Annotated in this window: 21 protein-coding genes and 1 pseudogene; 15 read left to right on the forward strand and 7 right to left on the reverse strand. The window is 42.7% G+C overall.

Annotated elements, in window-relative coordinates; translation table 11 throughout:
- Window position 1: 1 nt before the first annotated feature.
- The 7 genes and pseudogenes from EZ315_RS13980 to EZ315_RS14010 all read left to right on the forward strand — a co-directional run bounded on the left by EZ315_RS13980 (window position 2) and on the right by EZ315_RS14010 (window position 6,532).
- Window positions 2–949, forward strand: a complete 948-nt coding sequence (locus tag EZ315_RS13980; protein WP_135472633.1) for an ADP-ribosylglycohydrolase family protein — start codon at window positions 2–4, stop codon at window positions 947–949.
- Window positions 930–1,496 (forward strand): hypothetical protein, encoded by a 567-nt coding sequence (locus EZ315_RS13985; RefSeq protein WP_135472634.1) that lies wholly within the window; start codon window positions 930–932, stop codon window positions 1,494–1,496. Before EZ315_RS13980 ends, EZ315_RS13985 begins: the two co-directional genes overlap by 20 nt.
- Window positions 1,493–2,347 carry a tetratricopeptide repeat protein gene (locus EZ315_RS13990; protein ID WP_135472635.1) on the forward strand — a complete coding sequence of 285 codons (855 nt, stop codon included), beginning with the start codon at window positions 1,493–1,495 and terminating at the stop codon, window positions 2,345–2,347. The genes EZ315_RS13985 and EZ315_RS13990 overlap by 4 nt, the downstream gene beginning before the upstream one ends.
- Window positions 2,344–2,937, forward strand: coding sequence for a hypothetical protein (locus EZ315_RS13995; RefSeq protein WP_135472636.1), 594 nt, complete (start codon window positions 2,344–2,346; stop codon window positions 2,935–2,937). The genes EZ315_RS13990 and EZ315_RS13995 overlap by 4 nt, the downstream gene beginning before the upstream one ends.
- A gap of 77 nt (window positions 2,938–3,014) precedes the next feature.
- Entirely contained in the window at window positions 3,015–4,277 is a 1,263-nt protein-coding gene (locus EZ315_RS14000) for a SanA/YdcF family protein (RefSeq protein WP_242452608.1), read from the forward strand.
- 67 nt (window positions 4,278–4,344) lie between these two features.
- Window positions 4,345–4,764, forward strand: a pseudogene (locus tag EZ315_RS14005) (A1S_2505 family phage non-structural protein); the annotation flags it as partial.
- Window positions 4,765–5,764: 1,000 nt separating this feature from the next.
- Window positions 5,765–6,532 carry a hypothetical protein gene (locus tag EZ315_RS14010; RefSeq protein WP_135472638.1) on the forward strand — a complete coding sequence of 256 codons (768 nt, stop codon included), beginning with the start codon at window positions 5,765–5,767 and terminating at the stop codon, window positions 6,530–6,532.
- Here EZ315_RS14010 and EZ315_RS14015 read toward each other — a convergent pair.
- Window positions 6,515–7,288 (reverse strand): IS5 family transposase, encoded by a 774-nt coding sequence (locus tag EZ315_RS14015; protein WP_135471221.1) that lies wholly within the window; start codon window positions 7,286–7,288, stop codon window positions 6,515–6,517. The genes EZ315_RS14010 and EZ315_RS14015 overlap by 18 nt on opposite strands.
- 204 nt (window positions 7,289–7,492) lie before the next feature.
- On the opposite strand from EZ315_RS14015, the gene EZ315_RS17010 reads away from it, so the two are divergent.
- Genes EZ315_RS17010 through EZ315_RS14035 form a run of 4 tightly spaced genes read left to right on the forward strand, consistent with a single transcriptional unit; the run spans window position 7,493 to window position 11,194 of the window.
- Entirely contained in the window at window positions 7,493–8,335 is an 843-nt protein-coding gene (locus EZ315_RS17010; RefSeq protein ID WP_394347035.1) for a radical SAM protein, read from the forward strand.
- Window positions 8,316–9,647 (forward strand): radical SAM protein, encoded by a 1,332-nt coding sequence (locus EZ315_RS14025; RefSeq protein ID WP_135472640.1) that lies wholly within the window; start codon window positions 8,316–8,318, stop codon window positions 9,645–9,647. Before EZ315_RS17010 ends, EZ315_RS14025 begins: the two co-directional genes overlap by 20 nt.
- 21 nt (window positions 9,648–9,668) lie before the next feature.
- On the forward strand, window positions 9,669–10,835 hold the full coding sequence (locus EZ315_RS14030; RefSeq protein ID WP_135472641.1) for a hypothetical protein: 1,167 nt from the start codon (window positions 9,669–9,671) through the stop codon (window positions 10,833–10,835).
- A gap of 20 nt (window positions 10,836–10,855) precedes the next feature.
- Window positions 10,856–11,194, forward strand: coding sequence for a hypothetical protein (locus EZ315_RS14035; protein ID WP_135471744.1), 339 nt, complete (start codon window positions 10,856–10,858; stop codon window positions 11,192–11,194).
- A 111-nt stretch (window positions 11,195–11,305) separates the two neighbouring features.
- On the opposite strand, the gene EZ315_RS14040 is transcribed toward EZ315_RS14035, so the two are convergent.
- Genes EZ315_RS14040 through EZ315_RS14055 form a run of 4 tightly spaced genes read right to left on the reverse strand, consistent with a single transcriptional unit; the run spans window position 11,306 to window position 13,523 of the window.
- Window positions 11,306–11,503, reverse strand: coding sequence for a DUF3873 family protein (locus EZ315_RS14040; RefSeq protein ID WP_135471743.1), 198 nt, complete (start codon window positions 11,501–11,503; stop codon window positions 11,306–11,308).
- A 60-nt stretch (window positions 11,504–11,563) separates the two neighbouring features.
- Window positions 11,564–12,826: a PcfJ domain-containing protein gene (locus EZ315_RS14045; protein ID WP_135471742.1), complete on the reverse strand. Its 1,263-nt coding sequence runs from the start codon at window positions 12,824–12,826 to the stop codon at window positions 11,564–11,566.
- Between the two features lie 11 nt (window positions 12,827–12,837).
- Complete coding sequence (locus EZ315_RS14050; RefSeq protein WP_135472642.1) at window positions 12,838–13,296, reverse strand: PcfK-like family protein; 459 nt, start codon at window positions 13,294–13,296, stop codon at window positions 12,838–12,840.
- Between the two features lie 11 nt (window positions 13,297–13,307).
- The gene (locus tag EZ315_RS14055) at window positions 13,308–13,523 is read right to left on the reverse strand and encodes a hypothetical protein (protein WP_128712411.1); all 216 of its coding nucleotides are present in this window, start codon (window positions 13,521–13,523) and stop codon (window positions 13,308–13,310) included.
- Between the two features lie 771 nt (window positions 13,524–14,294).
- Here EZ315_RS14055 and EZ315_RS14060 point away from each other — a divergent pair.
- From EZ315_RS14060 to EZ315_RS14075, 4 genes are all read left to right on the forward strand, one after another.
- Complete coding sequence (locus tag EZ315_RS14060) at window positions 14,295–15,638, forward strand: AAA family ATPase (RefSeq protein WP_135472643.1); 1,344 nt, start codon at window positions 14,295–14,297, stop codon at window positions 15,636–15,638.
- A complete protein-coding gene (locus tag EZ315_RS14065; RefSeq protein ID WP_135472644.1) occupies window positions 15,625–16,275 on the forward strand; it encodes an RloB family protein in 651 nt (216 codons plus the stop codon). The genes EZ315_RS14060 and EZ315_RS14065 overlap by 14 nt, the downstream gene beginning before the upstream one ends.
- Before the next feature lie 721 nt (window positions 16,276–16,996).
- The gene (locus EZ315_RS14070; protein WP_242452609.1) at window positions 16,997–17,857 is read left to right on the forward strand and encodes a helix-turn-helix domain-containing protein; all 861 of its coding nucleotides are present in this window, start codon (window positions 16,997–16,999) and stop codon (window positions 17,855–17,857) included.
- Window positions 17,858–17,969: 112 nt separating this feature from the next.
- Entirely contained in the window at window positions 17,970–19,082 is a 1,113-nt protein-coding gene (locus tag EZ315_RS14075) for a site-specific integrase (protein ID WP_135472645.1), read from the forward strand.
- A gap of 67 nt (window positions 19,083–19,149) precedes the next feature.
- Here the strand turns inward: EZ315_RS14075 and EZ315_RS14080 are convergent, their stop codons facing one another.
- Window positions 19,150–19,437, reverse strand: coding sequence for a type II toxin-antitoxin system YafQ family toxin (locus EZ315_RS14080; RefSeq protein WP_135472646.1), 288 nt, complete (start codon window positions 19,435–19,437; stop codon window positions 19,150–19,152).
- Window positions 19,434–19,691 (reverse strand): ribbon-helix-helix protein, CopG family, encoded by a 258-nt coding sequence (locus EZ315_RS14085; protein WP_135472647.1) that lies wholly within the window; start codon window positions 19,689–19,691, stop codon window positions 19,434–19,436. Before EZ315_RS14085 ends, EZ315_RS14080 begins: the two co-directional genes overlap by 4 nt.
- Window positions 19,692–19,746 lie beyond the last annotated feature (55 nt).

Here is a 19,746-nt window from a genome sequence, read left to right on the forward strand (position 1 = left end):
CATGAATGCTATAAAGGATAAAATGCTCGGTTGCTTTTATGGGCAAGCCGTTGGTGATGCTCTTGGATTAGGGACTGAATTCCTGAATAAGGATGAAGTGCATAAACACTATCCCAATGGGCTATCGCGATACGAGAACATCATTCAAGATGCTCATCGCCGTCGCTGGCATAAAGGAGCATGGACTGACGATACAGATATGATGCTTTGCATCTTGAATGGTTTTGATAACGGTAAATTTGATATTCTTCAGGTAGCAAAGAACTTCAAAGATTGGGCCGACGGTGAGCCTATGGGTATCGGTGCCCATACATTCAAGGTCCTTGCTATGGGTGATTATGTTGAAAAGCACGATGAATGTTCGCGTCTTTGGTGGGAGCTGTCTCGACGACAAAGTGCTGCAAATGGTGCACTGATGAGAACATCGATAGTAGGATTGGTTCAGAATAATTTCATTGAACAAACAGAAGATATTTGCAGACTTACACATTATGACCCAAGATGTATTGGCTCTTGCGTTATAGCTACATCCATCATTCATAATCTCGTGTGGAATGACAAGCCCCTTTCTTATGAGGAGATCAAAAACATAGGGTCTAAATACGATGTCCGCCTCGAGGAATGGATTGATTTAGCATACAAACGTAAGTACATATCGGAATTGGATTTGGATGAAACTCATTCAATCGGCTATACATTACGAACTCTTGCAGCAGCTCTTTGGTGCTACTGGCACGCTAACTCATTTGAATCCGGACTACTTGCGGTGGTAAACGAAGGTGGCGATGCCGACACCAACGCAGCAATCTCATGTGCAATCCTCGGCGCAAAATACGGGTATAATGCAATTCCGGAGTACTACATTAAGAGCCTATACAAAGAAAGAGAGTATCGACACAAAGTAGATAATTTCATAAGCTTTGCCACCAATGAAAAAAACAGCAATTAAGAAAATAACGTTAATTTCTTTCTGGTTGTCCTTTACTCTCGGTTGTGTAATGTGCAAGCAGAACTCCACTACAAATCCAGACCCTTGTTCAGACAGCTTATTGGAAGTGGATTCTATATCAAATAATGGTATTTATAACATAGATTCTGCTATTATCTTTGGGACAAAAATACTCCTTGATGAACGATTTGCAATAAAAGAATTGTCAGATGTAGGTATATTAAAATATGATACAATTGAGGAACATAACGGACAGTTCGCCAGTGCTGTTGTAGAATTTGCCAATGTGAAATTCTGTCTCAATAAAAGCTTTTTGTTTTTAACAAGAAGACAAGATAAACAGGCAATAGATTCTTTAGTTGCTAAAATATCCCGATATTATGGAGAACCAGCCATAGATGACAATGGCGAGCCTGAATGGAACTATTATCATTGGAATTTATATGATACACTACCTGATCGACCTTACATAAGGATCCGGCCCATCCATTCAGAAGAAGGTGGTATGGTAATGACTTGGAAATTTAATACATATACAGATTTATGAAAAAGTTATTATATATTTTAATTGCATTGGTGTGTTGTGGTGGCATTTATGGTGCAACCCAATTGTTCCCCAAATCAAATGCGATTGAAAAGGCGGAGTCTTTTTTTCAAAAGAGAGATACGGTATCTGCTCTTAATACGTTGGAGAAAGCTGGCGAGAAAGGAGATATAGCTGCCTGTCGGTATCTATTCCACTATTACGATTCTGTATATGGCACTCCTGCTGACGCGTATGTAGAGGTAGAAGAAGTAATTACGCCGGATGGTGACTGGATATGGTATGGAGAACCCGATAAGAAGCCCGAAGGAGCAAGATTACCTTCTGAAGACGAAATGAGTGAAAATATTACACATGAAATTGTTGTTCAAGATACCGTGACGGGCAAAGATATACCGATACAATGGTATTGGTTGCGCAGAGCAGCCCAGTTGGGTGATGCGGAATCACAGTGCGAGTATGGAGAAGTTGCTCAATTTGCATTGGGTACTGATAGTGCTATGGTTTGGTGGGAGAAATCTGCAATGCAAAATTATCCACGCGGTGTTTTGTTTTATGGCAATGAACTCTATAATCAGGCTCTTGACAAAAAATCACAGACCATTGGTCTGAAAGCGTTCCAAGTGCTTACGAAGGCATTTGAATATGGGAAAGAACTTCCCAGTGCGGGCTGGCATCTTGGATTGTGCTATATGAATGCTGTTGGCACCTCCGTAGATTATGAAAAAGGAATAGAATGCTTGCGCCAATCTGCTAAATATGGTTATCCCGAAGCAATAATTGAAATGTCAGAGATTGGGTTGGAAGACTCTTCGTATTGGGAAAATATAGCTAAAAAGCAAGGATTAAAATGAGGAAGTTATTATATTTAGTGTTTACAGCCGCTATCATGATGACGGCTTGTAATAATAAGCCAAAGACATCGACAAACAAAACCAAAGGGTTGTCAATAGATTCTCTCGTTGTACCATATGATGATGAATATTTTTCCGCTCTGCTTCCACAAGGCTGGACATGGGCAACAGATACTTGTGAGACTTGGCAAATCAAACATATTGTCGATTCTCTTAGAATCACGTCTGGTGTTACTGAGTTCTATCCTCCAGACAATTCCTTCAAAATTCGATTAGTCAAAGGCGCAACTCGTTGGCTTGCTCCAAACAATCCTGTTTCCGATTGGGTTAGTATGATTCTTATGAGAGCCGATGCTGATTCAACATGTATATACATCAGCGAAGTAAGAGATTCCTTGCAAGTAGATGAACACGAAGCATGTAACGTCTGGACTGCATACGATTTAGGTGGCGATACGATTATCCAAGATCAATACGTTGTTATAAAAGACAAATATGATCTATATTACCTAAGTGGAGTTTTCGATTATGGTGATGAGAAATCTGACCGCCTTTGGAATAAGATATTGTCAACAATAAAACTGAAATAGCGAAGTATAGAGTCTCCATGAAAAAGAAAATAGCATTAGCTTTTGGAATATTGGTTTTAATTCTCATTGGAGTAATTGTGGTTTGCGACCGAATGGTTGGCCATGCCGCTAAGGACAGGCTTCATGACGATGTTGAGGATATTCCACATCGTAAGGTCGGGCTTGTGCTTGGCACTTCGCCCATATCTACATGGAATGGGCGAAGGAACTATTACTTTGATCATCGTATAAAAGCGGCCGCAGACCTATATAACGCCGGTAAAGTTGATTGGCTTGTGGTCAGTGGTGGTGATTACCGAAATTCAGAGAATGGGTATGACGAACCGATTGCTATGCGCGACTCGCTGATGAAACAGGGCGTTGACTCCGTGCGCATAATTCTCGATTATGACGGCACTCGCACCTTGAACTCTATCGCCAAGATGCGTGATGTGTATCGGCAGGACTCAATCGTAATAATTTCGCAGGAATACCATAACGAGCGTGCCTTGTATCAAGCCAAACATCTTGGAATAGATGCAATCGGATATAATGCCAAGACTCCCGGTCGTCGTACATCATGGTGGCGTAATCGTGGGCGTGAGGTCCTTGCTCGCGTAAAACTTTTCATTGATATTGTCAGAGATGTGCAACCCGACATCAAGGAGTCAATGGTCAGTGATTTTACTGAGTCAAATTTGGATTTCTTGTCAGAATCACATATACAAACAGAATATGGAGATTTAATTTGCCTGAAGCCAGATATGAGTCGCTTAACTATGGATATGATATGCGGTGAAATTCCGTCAGCTGACAACGATTCTATTGTTTTGGCTTTTGCAGGAGCCTTTACAGGCTCAACATCGGGCAAAGGACACATCAACATAGCCGGAAACCATGTTTCGGGAGGTAAAATATATAGAGGTTATCGTTGCAAGCGAAACACCGGTGCTTTCACATGGTCACCACTTTCCGGTCCACAGTTCTTCTATGACGATTATCAATCAGCAATGGAAAAGGCAGCAAGAGAAGGAGGAATGGGCTTTGCACAGGAAATGATGATACACCATAGTAAAGGTGTGAATACGGCTCGAAAATTGGGCAATAAGAACGTTTTCCGTGCCCTATGCCTCGACAAAGAAAACCAGTTGGCTCTATATGAAAGCCAAGGCATTGTAACGTTTGGTCATTTCATAAACGCATTGCTCTCGCAGGGAGTCAAAGAGGCTCTATACACCGATATGGGCCAAGGTTGGAACTATTGTTTCTACCGCTTGAATGCCGACAAATCCTCATCAAAATATCTTCACGACCGACCGTTGCCCTACGCCTCAAATTTCGTAATATTAAAAATCAAATAATTTTATGGGACTATTAGACCTCTTCAAAAAGAATTGCAATAAGGAAGTTACCTCACCATCGTCACCAATGGACGAATCTTGTTCCTTCGGTGTATGTGAAACGTCTCTTGACACGGAATATACGCCTGACAACATCATTACATTAGGAAGGAGAGACATTTTCGTATTCGGTAGTAATCTTGCCGGGCATCATGCTGGTGGTGCCGCGCGTGTCGCCATAAATCGTTTTGGCGCTATCTGGGGACAGGGTGAAGGATTACAAGGGAATTCATACGCCATTCCAACAATGCAAGGTGGAGTGGAATCGATTAAGCCATACGTTGAAAGATTCATTGAATTAGCAAAGAGAGAACGGGCTTTGACCTTCTATGTTACAAAGATTGGATGTGGAATCGCTGGTTTTCAACTAAAGGAGATTGCACCATTGTTCAAGAATGCTCTTGGCCTCTCAAACATACGTCTGCCAAAAGAATTTGTGGATATTATTTGCAGAGACCATGTTGAAAATGTCATGAGAGAAAACTTATTGACTCATACACATGGTGTTACGAGAACTTTCGCTGATTTGGTGATTGCCAGAAACCAAGTAATGGGATTTCAATCCCCTGAAGAGGTGATGTCATACCTTGAGCGATACTTTGATCGGTTCAAAAGGAATGGAGATGATGTGGCGTTTATTGCTGTCAGGATTTTCTGGAATATAATTTACGAAAAGAATCTGTTTGAAGATGGTTGTCTTAATGTAAATATCTTGAAAGAGTCTCTGCTGGGACATGACTCTTACGGTAATGAAATGGACAAAGCATATGAATTGCATTGTAGAGAGAAACTTTTTAATCTCATCGTATATCTAAATCAGTTCCGCAATTATCGTTCTGCAGAGGAGGTCTTAAATGATGTAAATCAATCCAGAATAACCCATTTCTCTCATTGTAGTCCGAATTGTGACTACGTTATGTCTCCAATTCGTGCCGGACATGGTTATCCATTATTCTATTTTGGACGATTTCTTAAAGAGAACTGGAGCAGGATTCAAAAAAAGGACGGGACCTTAGATCCGCATTGTCTTGACGAACTCATGTTCAAAAGGCATGAACGCGGACTTCGGAAATATGGTCTTGAAGCAGTATTGTCACACGACTATGACCAAAATCCATGTTGGGGTGCATTTATACCCAAGCGTATTGGTTCCGGTCCAGTGTACATCGGGCTTGAAAAAGGAGGATATGCAACTTCTTGTGGTGAAGGTGCGGGTCCCAATCATATTCCACACTATCTTGAATATACCATAGCAGCTGAGATTTTAGAAACAGATCCTTGCTATGAAAATATTCAAGGTTATTACATTCCAAAGTTTGATATATCACTTCCAATTCTTGGGACATGGAGAGAAAATGGAATAATGGAGTTTGCAAATCTTGAAGCAAAACGAAAATTTATTACTGAATTAAGGCAAAAGCAAAAGCTTAATCTCTAAAGATATAAATATGATATTCAGTCTTCTAAAGAAAATATTTGGGTGTAAGAAAGTTTTATCAAATGATGCACCACCCACTTCGGAAATTTGCATGAATGAGCTCATTGACAAAACTCCTATGCCAATGAGCATCAATTGGGATAATCTTGTAAGCCATTTGATTGAGGATGGTTATACGCTTGATCATTTCGACATACATGATTTGAGAATTGTCGCCGGAAATAAAATACTAACAATTATATATGACAGGTGTGAGTTGGGACTTCACAGTTTTGGCATCTATGATTATTGCTCTACATCAGATGAAGAAGGCCATAAATTGATGGCACAAATCATCCGTGAAAACGAAAATGACGCATATAAATCACTAATAATCGAGTCCTCGGACAATGAGTTTTGGATTAACGTTTCAGATTGCACCAATCGTGGGGCTGGGATACATCATGGATTGCATGACCAAATGATTGATGTATTTGAGCCAATTATACTAAAATTTATAAAGGACAATGCGATAGACAATAACGTTGGATTGTGTATGTCGTATGGATGTGGTGGCACTTCTGATAGCGCGCAATTTCTATGTAAGAAACTAAAAAATCTGGGGCTGAATATACATATTGCTCTTATTGAATCATACTGGAGCACGAGCATGGAGAATAAATGTGCATCAGCGTCAGCTCAACTGATAGAATTATCATGCACGTACAGAGAGTTCCAATTCCCAGAAGTGGATAATATATTTGAACTTATAAGAAACTGTTTAAATTTGATTCAATAAAATTTTTATGGCAGCCAAATCAATCATTTCTTCAGCGACCTCGGTTGATTCTTCATAATTGCGTGAAAGGCGACGGAACCAGTCAAGCCATGAGAAAGTTCTCTCGACCACCCATCTGAGAGGTTTCGGTATGAATCCCTTAGTCCCGTTTGGAGTATTGGAAACCTCAAGGCTGATTGCAAAATCTTTTTCAATATCTTTAGCAATCTCCCCTCGGTAACCCCGGTCAACAAGAACCTTTTCAAGCCGTTCCCACTCTCTGTCTGCTGCATTACACAATGGGTGAGCCTGATGGGAATCATGAACCGATGCACTGCATACTGTCCGGGCAAGAATAAAGCCATTGCGGTCAACCACTATGTTACGTTTGATGCCCTTGACTTTCTTGTTTGCGTCAAATCCATTGTCACTCTTACGGTTGCCCCATTTAACGCTTTGTGCGTCCAATGCTCCTACAGAGGGACTTTCTGATTGATTTCGTTTCTTCCTCACCTTTCGTACAAGTTTGTTGAGCAAATGTTCGATTCTACCTTCTTTGGACCACTTTCGGAAGTAATAGTACACCAGTTGCCACTTGGGATAATCGTGCGGAAGCATCCTCCACTGACATCCTGTGACCAGTAGGTATAATACCGCTTCGAATAGGCTCCGTAGTGAATTTTTACGTTTGCGACAATCATTTTCGAAGAATACTTTGTTTATATAAGACCATTGACCCTCGGTCAAAAGTGTCTGATAGAGATTGATTCTATGCATGTGAACAATGTTTTTCTCCTTCAACACTTTGGCTGAGGGTTTGTTATGCCCTATAACATTTTTTCAATTCTAATTTTAAACAGTTTCTAAGTAATGGAGAGATTTCACAAAAAATATTATTGGAACCAATCTCTTATCTTAAATCGGTAATATCAGAATAATATGTGCACAATAATATTCGGTAAGCATATTCAATTGAAGTCGATGAGTTGTGCTCATGGACATTGCCGGCCTCAACCTATTCCTAAAGCAGTCAATCTATTCGTAAAGGTTACTGATTGTTGCAATGCCCGCTGCGCTTTCTGCTCAAATGGCGATCGACATAATAATATAGTAGAATTTAATCATACTAAGTTATGGGAGGTAGTTGATGAACTAAGGAACAAAGAGGTGATTATCAATCGTATCAATTTAACAGGTGGTGAGCCTTCCGTATATCCGGAAATAGTAAACCAAATCCTTGAGGTTGCCACCTTAGAGCAATACCACAATATACATTTACATCTGAACACAAACGGACTGCTACCGGCTTCGCAAGTAATGATGCGATATCCTCGTTGGAACTCCATTTCGATATCTGTGCATCATTACAACCAAGATAAGTTGTCCGAGATATACGGTGTTCCTATTTCCAAAAGTGCATTGGCGTTTGATAATATAGATTTGGAGAGGGTTAATGCCAGCTGTAATTTAATTCGAGACTACATAGATAGTACTTCGGAGGTTGAAAAGATGATGAAGTTCGCCATTTCGCTTGGATTGCCGCGAATCGGATTTGTTTCTCTTATGAAAGTAAACAAGTATTGTAAGGAAAGATATGTCGATTTTGATGAAATAGACTTCACCTCAATACCTCATCTATACTTTACAGAGAGCCGAAACCGAGGAGTCGACTGTAAATGTAGCAACTATCTGTATAATCACGATGGACGAATTTTGGAGGTATATATGCGCAACTACGCCAATCCCAATTATTGTGAATCATCATTGATGTATGATGGCCAATTTTTAAGACAGGGATTCCACGATGACAACATCATATATTGACATTGAGAGTCTGTTTGAATCAAGGAAAAACAATCCTTTGTTCAATACTTCGTATCCAATCTCTCCAAAGGATTGGGTCGAATACAGCGTGTCCGGAGAACTACCATTTGAGGCAATTAAGCCTATGGCGTTCTATGTGCATATTCCTTTTTGCGAGCAAATATGTTCGTTTTGTGAATACACCCGGATATGTGTTCCATCAAAAGAAATGCAATTCAGATATATAAAAGCCCTTATCTCGGATATTGAAATATTTATCAGGCAATATCCTGAAATAAAACTATATGGCTTTGACATAGGGGGTGGAACGCCGACGTCGTTATGCGACAAGGCTTTCTCCATGCTGTTGGATGAATATCAAAATTTAATTTCTCGCGTACTTCTAACCGCAGACTATGAGCCAAGCATTGAAGCCACGTTCCAGACTCTATCTGATGAGAAAATTTCCGTAATTGGAAAAGCCGGGATTTCAAGAATCTCGTTAGGCATTCAGTCTGTGGTAGAATCTGTAGTGAATCCGCTGCACAGGCAAAATGTTGATGCGACAGCAATGAAGGAAACTATCGACAAGATTCACGCCACTAAAATCAAGAAAGTAAATCTGGATCTTATGTATGGGTTGCCGGGACAGACCGCCGATACAATACGCAATGATCTTGAAACAATATCATTCCTGAATCCCGAACAAGTTACTGTGTATGAATTCCGAACTAATCAAGTTGGCTCTGCCTTTTCGGTGAACAGCGAAACATCTTATGAGCAATACTGTCTTTTATACGATGGTCTCATCCGACTTGGATACAAAAGCGACTTCGGTCAGAATACATTCAGCAAAGATACCGGGGACTACGGCGTTTCGTCATATCTCAGGCATAGAATGTTGGATAGATGGCAATATAAAGGATTTGGCATTTCAGCACAAAGTATGTCAATGAACGGTTTGTCCTACAATATAGGGAAAAATGACGGAAGCATCTTGACGCAAATCGGATTCAATGACTCTTATGAACCAAACATCTACTATTCGTTGCCCAAACAAGAACTCCTTGCAAAATTCATTGCCATATCCGGATATTCTGGTGGGTTCTCTCTGCCAACGGCCAATCAAATAATGGATGGTCAATTCGTGTCAATATACACCGATGTGCTGAAATTCCTTTATGATAAAAATTTAATTACTTGTTCCGGAGATAGAATACAAATTTCAAAGGAAGGATTCAGATACTATGGTGCGATTCTTTCAATGTTCTATCCAATTAACAACATCGAGGCATACGCGAACAACCAGAACCCTTCATATCTTCATAAATGAAAAATATTGATGATACCCTTTATGGATAAAATAAAAGATTGGATTCTAAAGCACAAACTATTTCTCATCACCTTAACCATACTGGTATTGATTAAGGTCGTGTGGGTTGCATGGGGGTGTTGGAGCATTGGAAAGCATGAGAAAGAGAAGAATGATATTCTTCAGCGAAAGAATTGGCTCGTAGATAAAATTGTCGTTGAGCCTCGACAGTTGTTGAAGGAAATGCCGGGAGGATTGGGACTGCAATTTCAAGGCGAATGGGCATTGTATTCCTGCTCTATGTTTTCAAAGGCTTTTTCTAACATTTCGATTCTTTATCCCGAAACCAAACAGGAATCAATAAATACAATAGATAGCCTCATTCAGATAGTTAAATCTCCGGAACTGAGACTATATGACAAGATGCGTTGGGGAGAAGATCCGTTAGATTCGATTGCCGGAGATAAGAGCCATATATCATATCTGAGCCATTTGGCATGGATGATAGGCAACTATCGCAAAATCGGCGGAGGTGATAATTACAACGCGCTCCATGACTCACTTTGTAAAGCGATGAATCGCCGGATACTGGAGTCTGAATGTATGAATCTTCCTACATATCCCGGTGAGGACATATACATACCCGATATGCTCGTTGCCATTGTAGCGCTCACAGATTATGCCCAGCTAAACAATGGGAAATACCAAAACACCGTCAACCGTTGGATTCAACGGGCTAAATCGGAATGGATTGACAGCGAAACAGGGTTGCTCCGCTCTTTTCTCCCTCTTGATGGTAACACCTCTGTACTGTCACCAATCAAGGGATCCTATTCAACTCTCAACACATATTACCTCACGCAGATAGACTCGGAATTTGCTAAAGAGCAATACTCACATCTCAAAGAAGCTTTTCTGAAAGATTCATGGCTGACCGGATTCAAGGAATATCCCGATGGCAGTGGCTTTCTTGGAATGGATATGGATGCCGGGCCTATAATCTTCGGGCTTAGTCCGTCAGGCACAGCCTTCGGCATAGGCTGTGCCACATATTTCAACGACACTGACCTACGAAAACATCTGCTAAAAACCGCTGAAATCGCAGGTCATACAGTATCATGGAATGGTAAGCGACGCTATCTTCTCGCCAATATAGCCTTAGTCGGAGAAACCATAACCCTTGCAATGCGAACAAATTGTATAAAATAAATCTTTTAATCTACCGATACATGAGCTTTTTAGCAACAATTGTATATATCATATTAGGTTTCATTATTATTGCGATAGTATTCATCTGCATTATAGTTTTAATGATGTACTGCGTAGCTTCAGGTATTGCATACAAAAAAGAAACTGAAATTTCTGCATGGGATTATTGGGAAACTCATAAGAGTAAATCATGGACTGAACTGTCAGGCGAAGAAAAAGAAAAGATGTTGATTGCAAACCTTATAATTGCAGATGATGTAGGAGCCGTAGTAACTAAAGAAAAGCTCACTATTATGTTGGAGGAACAATTGCCAATTTCAGAACCTCATGTTGGATTAAGTTATCCGATGGATTACTAATGGTATTCGCCGCCTCTAAAGGCGGCCGAAATTTTTGGAAATTTTGAGAGTAAATCAGCGGTGCAACTCTTCACAGGGCTGCACCGCTTTGGCGTATATTACGACTATTGGCTATTTTTTCTTGGCGAGCCATTCGTCTCGCTTCTGTCGGCACTCTTTAAGGGTGGGTGCTACCACGGAGAATAGTTCGCCATACTCGGTACGATAATCATACATAATTTGTTCCACTCGTTCACCTCTATGAGTATAGTAGAAGGCTTCGTATTGCTCTTGACCTCTCTGCGTGGTCGATATTCCGTTTTGTGTCATGTGTGTCATAGCTGGTGGGGTATTGTGACCTCCACCGGTGCGGTGGAGGTCGGATTAAACTTATGCTCTCTTTCTCTCGGCTATCATCTTGATATTGTCGCTGATGATTTGGGCAATGCGGTCTTGATATTGGCAGACCTTGTTGGCAAATGCCCTGCATTGAATGATTGAGTAGTCTTTGAGGGAGATTTCAATCGTGGCGATTGTCTTGTCCTTGATTTTGGCGGTGAATACCAATGTGTTCTCTTTGAGGTAGTAGGATGATGAACCTACGCAGATGTGCTGACGGCTTCCCTCATCGTAATACTCGGCTACGGAGTTGAGGGTATGGACAACGATTTCTCCGTCTGTCATCACCAATCCGGTGTATCTGCCTTTGAGTTCCTCAAACTTGGCTTCATCTTCCTCCGCTCTCTTGCGGTCTTTCTCTCTCTGCTCCTTGATACGCTGACGTTCAGCCTTTGCCACATATTCATCGTGTACGGCTTTAAGGTCTTTTGGCGCTACCAACGTGGGGGAATGGAGGTCTCTGCCCATTCTATCCAACATCTTGATGTAGTCAAACCACATCTGCGGGTCGTCAATCTTGTAACCTGCCCTGCGTGCCACCTTGATTGTGTCCCAATATTTGTCAACCTCTTTAGGGTGGTGGCAGAGGTAGCGGAACAACCCTCCCTCTCCGGCTTTCATCAGAGTTTCAGCCTTGGGGTTGGTGAGCAACTGCTGAAACATAGTCACGGGGTGAGCGCCATAGGCATACGTTGTGTATCCGTTGCGCTTGATTGTGTCAGTCACCTTGATTCGGGGATATACCCATTGGTTGGCGATGTGCCAAAATGCGTCATTGTCGTGTCTGATTTCCAATGGAGAGCCGAAAGCGAATGAGTCAATGTAGTGACCTAATGTGCGCTGAAGCCCTACAACTGTGGTGTGTCCGTGCTTGTCAATCCAATAGGAGCCGATTTCAACAAAGCCGGGATTTGCCTTCATACCCTTGCGGAACTCCACAATCATCAGAAACATTCGGATTACTTGAAAACCCTTGACTGCGGTGATGATGTTGAAGTATGACCTCTCCCTTACAACTCGCTGAGTGGTAGCCTTGACCTCAACCTTTGCGCCACAATGTGGACAACGACACATTCCTTCCTCGGCTTCCCATTCGTGACCACATATCAGACATACGGCTTTCCCTTTCTTGAATTTAAGGGCATAGTTGTCGATTGTATGGGTCAGTGCCCACTGCTTTTGGGCGGTGGTGAGTGGGCGAAGCTGCCCACTCATTGCCAATATCTGCTCTTGCTTCTTGTTTCTCGGTTTCATAGTCGTATGCTTTAGAAGTCATCTCCGAAGAGATTGGGTTGAACATTGATTTCCTCACCTGCTTTCGGTGCGGTGGTGTGCTTGGGTGCGGTTGCCTTTGGCTGGTTCTGCCTGCGGATTTCTCGGAGTTGTTCTTCCTTGTACTGCTCCATAGCCTGTTCCTTGAGATTGGCTTTGTCTTCCTCGGAGAGTTCCGGCTTACCTACAACGATGTTGCAGTTGACCTTTCCTCCCTCCTCAATCTCGTTCTCGTCAAAGTAATGTACCAATAGGTTCATCACGGTAGTGTCATCCACCACACACAGACCGCTCTTTTGGATTTGGGAACACAGATAGTTGACAGCTCCCTCCATTGACTTTGAGGGGTTCGCCATTTTGATAGCGAATGAGGGTTCTGCGATGCAACGCTCTTGGAGCATCTGCTGCATTACTGCGATTGCAGTGTCGTTTGATTTCAACATTGTAGCCATAGTCGTAATTTTTATAGGGTGAGTAACCAATAGATGATAAGGAGTGCTGAAACGGCTGAGATAACCCAACCAACGCCTCGGAATATCGGTCGGAGGAAAACCCACAACACCAATCCGATGATTGAGGTGATAAGGATAGCGACCCACTTGACAACCTTTTTTATGCGGTTGAGACTGGAGATGGATGCTTTGCCTCGTCTATCTGATATGTTGTTGTTCGTTTTCATCGTGCGACATTTTTTTTATGCGTCTATCGACTATCGAAGTTTTGCTTGCTCGTTGAAACCGTCCCGTGCGGAGGAAGTAGAGGGATGTTCGCCCTTCGGTGAAAAAATACGAGCTGACCAACGGGAGGTCTGGAGATTTTTTCGCTGAAAGGATATAGAATATCCCTTCTCCGCACGTTCTCAACTACGAGCAAGCAGAGCTTCCTAAGTCGTACTGACTGCATAAAAACTGGAGCTAAGTTTACGCCCCAGTGAAAACGAACCACGACATATTGGTACTGTTTACTTCTGATTTGGGGAATTTATAATCACTGAATAATAGTCGGTGTCATTCCCGGAAGGCGAGTCTCTGACGATGTAGAGAAACGGAGTCGGCAGTGTCTCGACCCGTGGAATGCTGTTTCATCGGTGAGTGACGGAACGGTCGTAAAACTCCTTACAGGTTGTGGTGTCCCGGAACACGGATAAACGGCAATAAGTCTCGGAGGTGAAATGCAGCGTCCCCGATGCTCACCATGAGGCGTTGCCGGTTATCGGTGTTCAGCCACAACCCATAGGCGAGATGCGGTCAAAGAGCATAAGGCATCGCCCTATGCTGTTTGACGGCATCGCGCCGCTAACACGGAAGACCGCTCCGCCTCTCACCGATGATATAAGAATGCACTAAGCAATGTCACATAACGGCAATTTTCATCTCTTTGCATTTAGAAAATTTCTTGGTAATGTAAAATATTTGTCGTATCTTTGCGTTATAATTGAAATTATACGACAATGATACTGAGAGCAACATTTGAAAACATATACTCGTTCAAGGATGAGACTTCTGTAAGTTTTGTAGCTGGCAAAGGTTCTGTGCATCCTGCCCATGTAAGTCGCGCTCAAAAGCGTGATGACATTTCGGCGTTGAAATTTGGCATTATATATGGAGCGAATGCCTCAGGCAAAAGCAATGTTATCAAGGCTATCGCTTTGCTTCAGCAGATAGCCCTCGGTCGGTTTCCCATCGGAGATTTTGAGCCGTTCAAACTGGTAAAGCCGATAAAACCTGTTTCCAAAATTGAAATTGAATTCAAGACTGATGGCAGATATTTTGCCTATGGCGTTGAGTTCTCTGCCAATGGGATTAAGGAGGAATGGCTGTATGAGATAAATGCCCGGTCAGATAAAAAGATTTTTACCCGTAAGACTGACTCCGATGGCAACCAGTTTGAATTTGGAGACATACATGGTGATAATTCTGTCGGTCAGTTTGTGAAATTTCTGGGAGAAGGCACTCCGGCCAAGAGAAGTTTCTTGGCTGAATATATCGAGCGCAATGGCAAGGGGCTGTGTTCTATTAAAGTAGCATACCAATGGTTTGCTACCGGATTGAGGATAATTTTCCCCGGCACACGCTTCCGTGGTCTGTCATTTAATGCAGAGCAGGATGAGAAGTTTCACGAATCGACACGCCGTCTGTTGCAATACTTCAATACCGGCATAGTCGATGTTCGTCGCTTTCCGGTTCAATCAAAGGAAGAGACCAACCTCCCTGAAAGATTGCTTGAAAAGATAATCAGTACCGCGACTCCGGGGCGCACGGCATTGGTAGCCGCTCCCGAAAGCAATGAATGTTTCTTCTTCGACTTCAAGGAGGATGGAACATACACAATATTCAAGCAGAAGGCGGTTCATCGAAACGATTCGAATGATGAAGTGGTCTTTGAAATGGATGAGGAATCTGACGGTTCAATCCGTTTGCTCGACTTCATACCGATGCTTATAGACCTCTCGCAAAGCGAGTCAGACTACATGATTGATGAACTTGACCGCAGTATGCACCCTCTGCTGTCGCAGAAATTGATTGAATGTTATCTTCAGCAATTATCAATTGAGCGGGACACACAACTGATTATATCAACCCACGAATGCAACCTTCTCAATCTGGATCTTATCCGGGCTGATGAGGTATGGTTTGTGGAGAAAGATAAAGACGGAGCCTCCAAGCTCGTTTCACTCGCTGAATACAAGCCCCGTGAGAATGTTCAAAAGGGTTATCTTCAGGGACGTTACAGCGCAATCCCGTTCTTTGCTCCTATCGAAACTCTTAACTGGAACGGAGATGAGAAAGCGTAAAGATTTCGTCCGCCTTGAAGGTGTACGCTCTGCCCGTCTCGTGGTCATTGCCGGAGAAGGTCGATACACCGAATCCATATATTTCAATGCTGTCAAGAATGAGCTTCGCGCGCCTAATGTGCATGTGGAAGTCCTTGACCGCAATTCTGATGAGTCGTCTCCAGAGAGCGTACATCGTCAAGTTGCAGACTTCATGCGTCAATACAACATTGAAGATGACGATGAACTATGGCTTGTCATAGACCGTGACCGTTGGCAGGAACGGATGCTGTCGCAGGTAGCCCAGCTTTGCGCCCAGAACTCCCACCTGCATTTCTGCATGAGTAATCCTTGTTTTGAATTATGGTTGCTGCTCCATTTGGAAGATGTGGAGCAATATGACGATGAGACAAAGAATGCCCTGCTCCAGAACAAGAAAAATAAGTCCGGTGTAACTTGGCTAAAGAAACGCATGAAAGATTTGCTTGGCTCTTACGCCGAGTCAAACTATGATGCGTTGGGCCTCATTCCTTATACTCATGTAGCTATGGATAGAGCAAGAAGATTGGACAACAACCCGCAAGACCGCTGGCCTCAGTCCATCGGCTCCCGAGTTTATCTCCTTATGGAAAGTATCACTGGGCAACGGCCAGAATGAGATCAACGAATAGCAAAAATTTCAATGAAAAGTATCGTTTGAGGATATTTTCTATTGAAATTCTAACTACTTTCTGAAGGCGAACTACAGCCAACAGTATTCCAAATTTACTTCCTTTGGAGTATCTTCTCCACTTTCCAAGAGAGGATGTGAGGAGACAAAATCGGCGATTTTGAGTAACTCTGAGCCATAGGACGTTAAAAAGTGAGTTACTCGAAATAGAATTCTCGTATTTTAAGGTTCTAATTCGCCGATTTTTAGTATATTTGCACTTGCAAAGCACAAGCCCGAAACAGTCCGGAACTTGCAGAAAAAAGCGGCTGCGAAGCCTCGATTTCGTAAATGCAACCGGCCTTTGTATTTTATAGCAAACTGAGACTCATTACTAAGGAGTTATGGTTAGTGCATCGGCAAGTAGCCTATTGGTGACAACTGGTGCCATTTGGTGTAAAATATTGAAAAGTCGCTCGTTATCGAGCGGCTTTTTTCGTCTTCATACTGCAATATAACCGCTTTTCACCCCTTTTTACCTGTGTTTTTGTACCCGATTTGTAGCAAGTCGGTCAATCCCGTCACATCGTGTCGCAAGGTCGTGGACTTTTGAGACACCATGAGACGCAGTGAGACGCGATGAGACACTTTCAGCGAAATAACTGGCGAAATAACCACCAATAAAAGCGAATATGAGCAGTAATATTGAAATCATCAAAAAATGTAAGTGGTGTGGCAAAGAATTTGTCGCACGAAAGACTACACGGAATACTGTAGCCACAGATGTTCCGGGCTCGCCTATAAGGAGAGAAAACGGCAAGCGAAACTCAGCGAGTTCAAGGCGGAATACTCAACCCAGATTGAAGGTAAGATAGAAATTGAGAAACTTGAGTTCCTTTCCCCCACTCAGGTATGCCGATTGCTTGGAGTCAGCCGGGCTACTGCATACCGATACTTTGCCGACAACGCTATCGCAACCGTGCAGTTCAAAGGAAAAACGTTGGTACGACGGCAGGACATTGACCAACTGTTCGAGAAAGGTCATAAGTATCTCAAACGAGAGAAGCCGGTACGGGAGCCCATCACTGAGTTCTACACATCGAAGGAGGTGCAGGAAAAATTCGGAGTGTCAAACTCCGGGATGTATAAGATTGCGGAACGTGAGGGCTGGCCGAAGACTCAGAGCCGAGGAAAGACTCTTTGGAGCCGAAGCCATGTTGACCGCTACTTTGCCAATCAGCAGCCGAAGGAGGAAATCAACGAGTGGTACACCGCGGCTGATATTCAAGCCGCCTATGGAATGACGCTATCGGCAATCTATACTCTCGTATCAAAGGAGGGAATCCCGAAAAAAAAGCATGGCAACTATGTGATGTATTCAAAGTATCACTTCGATTTGGCGAAGGGTACGACCGCGCCAAAGGAGCCGGAATATTACACCTATCCAGAGGCAATGGAGAAGTATGGGCTGACACGCGACCAACTCCTCCACTATCTGAAATACCACAACATCACTCGTGTGAAGAAAGGAAAATACACTCTCATACTCTGCTCGGAACTTGATTCTCTCCTCGGTTCTCCGGAGATTTAATCTCCAGAGAGACTTTGGAGAAGCCTTGGGACTGCTGGAGAACTCATTGTTCTCTCATGCTTCTCCCGCTACTTTTGTATCTGATTTTCAAACCCTCAAACCCCATAAAGCAATGACAAACACCTGCACCAAAGTGTTCCTCCGTCGTCGCCCGTATGCCGGAGGTAAGGTATCGCTCTATCTCGATTATTATCCCGCGATACGCAATCCCCACACAAACAAGATGACCCGCCGCGAAACTCTCGGCATAGTCATCTTTGCCGAACCAGCCAACGAGATACAACGCCGTTTCAATCAGGAAATGGAGGAGAAAGCCGAGGCCATCCGTTGCATCCGTTATCAGAGCCTCGTAAACGAACAGTTCGGATTCCTTGACAAGACTAAACAGAAGATGGACTTTCTTGCCTACTTCGAGAAGAAGGCGAAAAGCAAATATGACAAATGGATGAGCGTCTATCTCCATTTCAAAAAATTCTGCGGAGGTCGATGCACATTCGGTGATATTACAACGGAACTATGCGAAGACTTCAGGGAGTATCTGCTCTACGCACATAATCTGCGCCATCCTGACAAAAAGATACCGTTATCCAACAACTCTGCTTCAGGCTATTGGTCAACATTCCGCTGTCTGCTGAAAATGGCATATAAAGAGAAGTTTATCAACGAAAACGTTAATGACTTCCTTGAAGGAATCAAATGGCAGGAGGTGAAAAAGGAGTACCTGACGCTCGACGAGATGAAAATTCTCGATGCTACCGAATGTGAGGTGCCTATCCTCAAACAAGCATCTATATTCGGTCTGTTTACCGGACTTAGGCTAAGTGATTTGTTGCAGCTCCGATGGGATAATATTGAGCGAAGTCCTGACGGTGGTCACTGCATACGTCTATGCACCGAGAAAACCGAAACAGAGGCCACTTTACCGGTAAGTGAAGAGGCTCTGAAATATTGCGGAGAGCGTGGTGAAGGACTTATCTTCAAAGGCTTCCGCCGCTCAATGGCACAACAGCCATTCAAGAAATGGGTCAAGGCAGCAGGCATTGAGAAAAAGCTCTCGTTCCACTGTCTTCGCCATTCGTTTGCTACGCTCCTTATCTCGCTGGGTATCGACGTATATGTAGTATCAAAGATACTTACACATCGTAGCGTAAAAACCACTATGATCTACGCCGACGTAGTCAGCGAGAAAAAGCGCGAGGCATCCAACGCCATCACTATGAAATAATAATAATAATAATAATAAGATAGACCGAGATGATTGCCTTATCAGCATTGTCTCGGTCTATTATTTTCTATCTTTTATCTCCTTTGCCAAATAATTCTGAATGAGAGCCAAGTCGCACCAAATCAATATCATTGGTAGTCTGATCAATCCAAATTAGCAGAAAATCTCCTTGAATGTGGCATTCCATGCAGCCCGCATAATCACTTGTCAGCATATGCGGTTTGTAAATCGTTGGAATTGGCAATTCATTTTCCAGCAGTCGTAAAACTTCAAGTAATGCTTCTGCTTTCTTTGGGTTATTTCGAATCCTCTTTAAGTCCTTTTTATATTGAGTCGAAGGGTGTAGTTTCTTCATAATCCCATAGACTTAAACATGGCTTCTACTGAGGATGTATCAACCGGCGGCACGTCACGGAGTTTTCCGCTACGAGCCTCTTCAATGGCTGCTTTAGTAACTTCGTTGGGTTCATTATACGCTACATCAAGCAGCACACACTCAACAAAATTATTAAGACTGCGATGCTCTTTCTTTGCCATCTCTTTGAGACGTTCTATTAGGTCGACGCTCAGACGGAACATTGTTGCCTTTTTCTGAATTGCTGCTTCCATAGTGCTATCATTTTGTTTGCAAAGATAAAACAAATATATAACACAAACAAATCCA

It is taken from the genome of Duncaniella freteri, from assembly GCF_004766125.1.
Classification (GTDB): Bacteria; Bacteroidota; Bacteroidia; order Bacteroidales; family Muribaculaceae; genus Duncaniella; species Duncaniella freteri.

Bases quoted from the DNA above. Each gene is read 5' to 3' on its own strand.
- EZ315_RS14010 (WP_135472638.1), top strand. From the start codon at position 5,765: ATGATATTCAGTCTTCTAAAGAAAATATTTGGGTGTAAGAAAGTTTTA.
- EZ315_RS14060 (WP_135472643.1), top strand. From the start codon at position 14,295: ATGATACTGAGAGCAACATTTGAAAACATATACTCGTTCAAGGATGAG.
- EZ315_RS14075 (WP_135472645.1), top strand. From the start codon at position 17,970: ATGACAAACACCTGCACCAAAGTGTTCCTCCGTCGTCGCCCGTATGCC.
- EZ315_RS14035 (WP_135471744.1), top strand. From the start codon at position 10,856: ATGAGCTTTTTAGCAACAATTGTATATATCATATTAGGTTTCATTATT.
- EZ315_RS14025 (WP_135472640.1), top strand. From the start codon at position 8,316: ATGACAACATCATATATTGACATTGAGAGTCTGTTTGAATCAAGGAAA.
- EZ315_RS14085 (WP_135472647.1), bottom strand. From the start codon at position 19,691: ATGGAAGCAGCAATTCAGAAAAAGGCAACAATGTTCCGTCTGAGCGTC.
- EZ315_RS14055 (WP_128712411.1), bottom strand. From the start codon at position 13,523: ATGAAAACGAACAACAACATATCAGATAGACGAGGCAAAGCATCCATC.
- EZ315_RS13990 (WP_135472635.1), top strand. From the start codon at position 1,493: ATGAAAAAGTTATTATATATTTTAATTGCATTGGTGTGTTGTGGTGGC.
- EZ315_RS14015 (WP_135471221.1), bottom strand. From the start codon at position 7,288: ATGCATAGAATCAATCTCTATCAGACACTTTTGACCGAGGGTCAATGG.
- EZ315_RS14065 (WP_135472644.1), top strand. From the start codon at position 15,625: ATGAGAAAGCGTAAAGATTTCGTCCGCCTTGAAGGTGTACGCTCTGCC.
- EZ315_RS17010 (WP_394347035.1), top strand. From the start codon at position 7,493: ATGAGTTGTGCTCATGGACATTGCCGGCCTCAACCTATTCCTAAAGCA.
- EZ315_RS13995 (WP_135472636.1), top strand. From the start codon at position 2,344: ATGAGGAAGTTATTATATTTAGTGTTTACAGCCGCTATCATGATGACG.
- EZ315_RS14050 (WP_135472642.1), bottom strand. From the start codon at position 13,296: ATGGCTACAATGTTGAAATCAAACGACACTGCAATCGCAGTAATGCAG.
- EZ315_RS14080 (WP_135472646.1), bottom strand. From the start codon at position 19,437: ATGAAGAAACTACACCCTTCGACTCAATATAAAAAGGACTTAAAGAGG.
- EZ315_RS14040 (WP_135471743.1), bottom strand. From the start codon at position 11,503: ATGACACAAAACGGAATATCGACCACGCAGAGAGGTCAAGAGCAATAC.
- EZ315_RS14030 (WP_135472641.1), top strand. From the start codon at position 9,669: ATGGATAAAATAAAAGATTGGATTCTAAAGCACAAACTATTTCTCATC.
- EZ315_RS14045 (WP_135471742.1), bottom strand. From the start codon at position 12,826: ATGAAACCGAGAAACAAGAAGCAAGAGCAGATATTGGCAATGAGTGGG.
- EZ315_RS13980 (WP_135472633.1), top strand. From the start codon at position 2: ATGAATGCTATAAAGGATAAAATGCTCGGTTGCTTTTATGGGCAAGCC.
- EZ315_RS13985 (WP_135472634.1), top strand. From the start codon at position 930: ATGAAAAAAACAGCAATTAAGAAAATAACGTTAATTTCTTTCTGGTTG.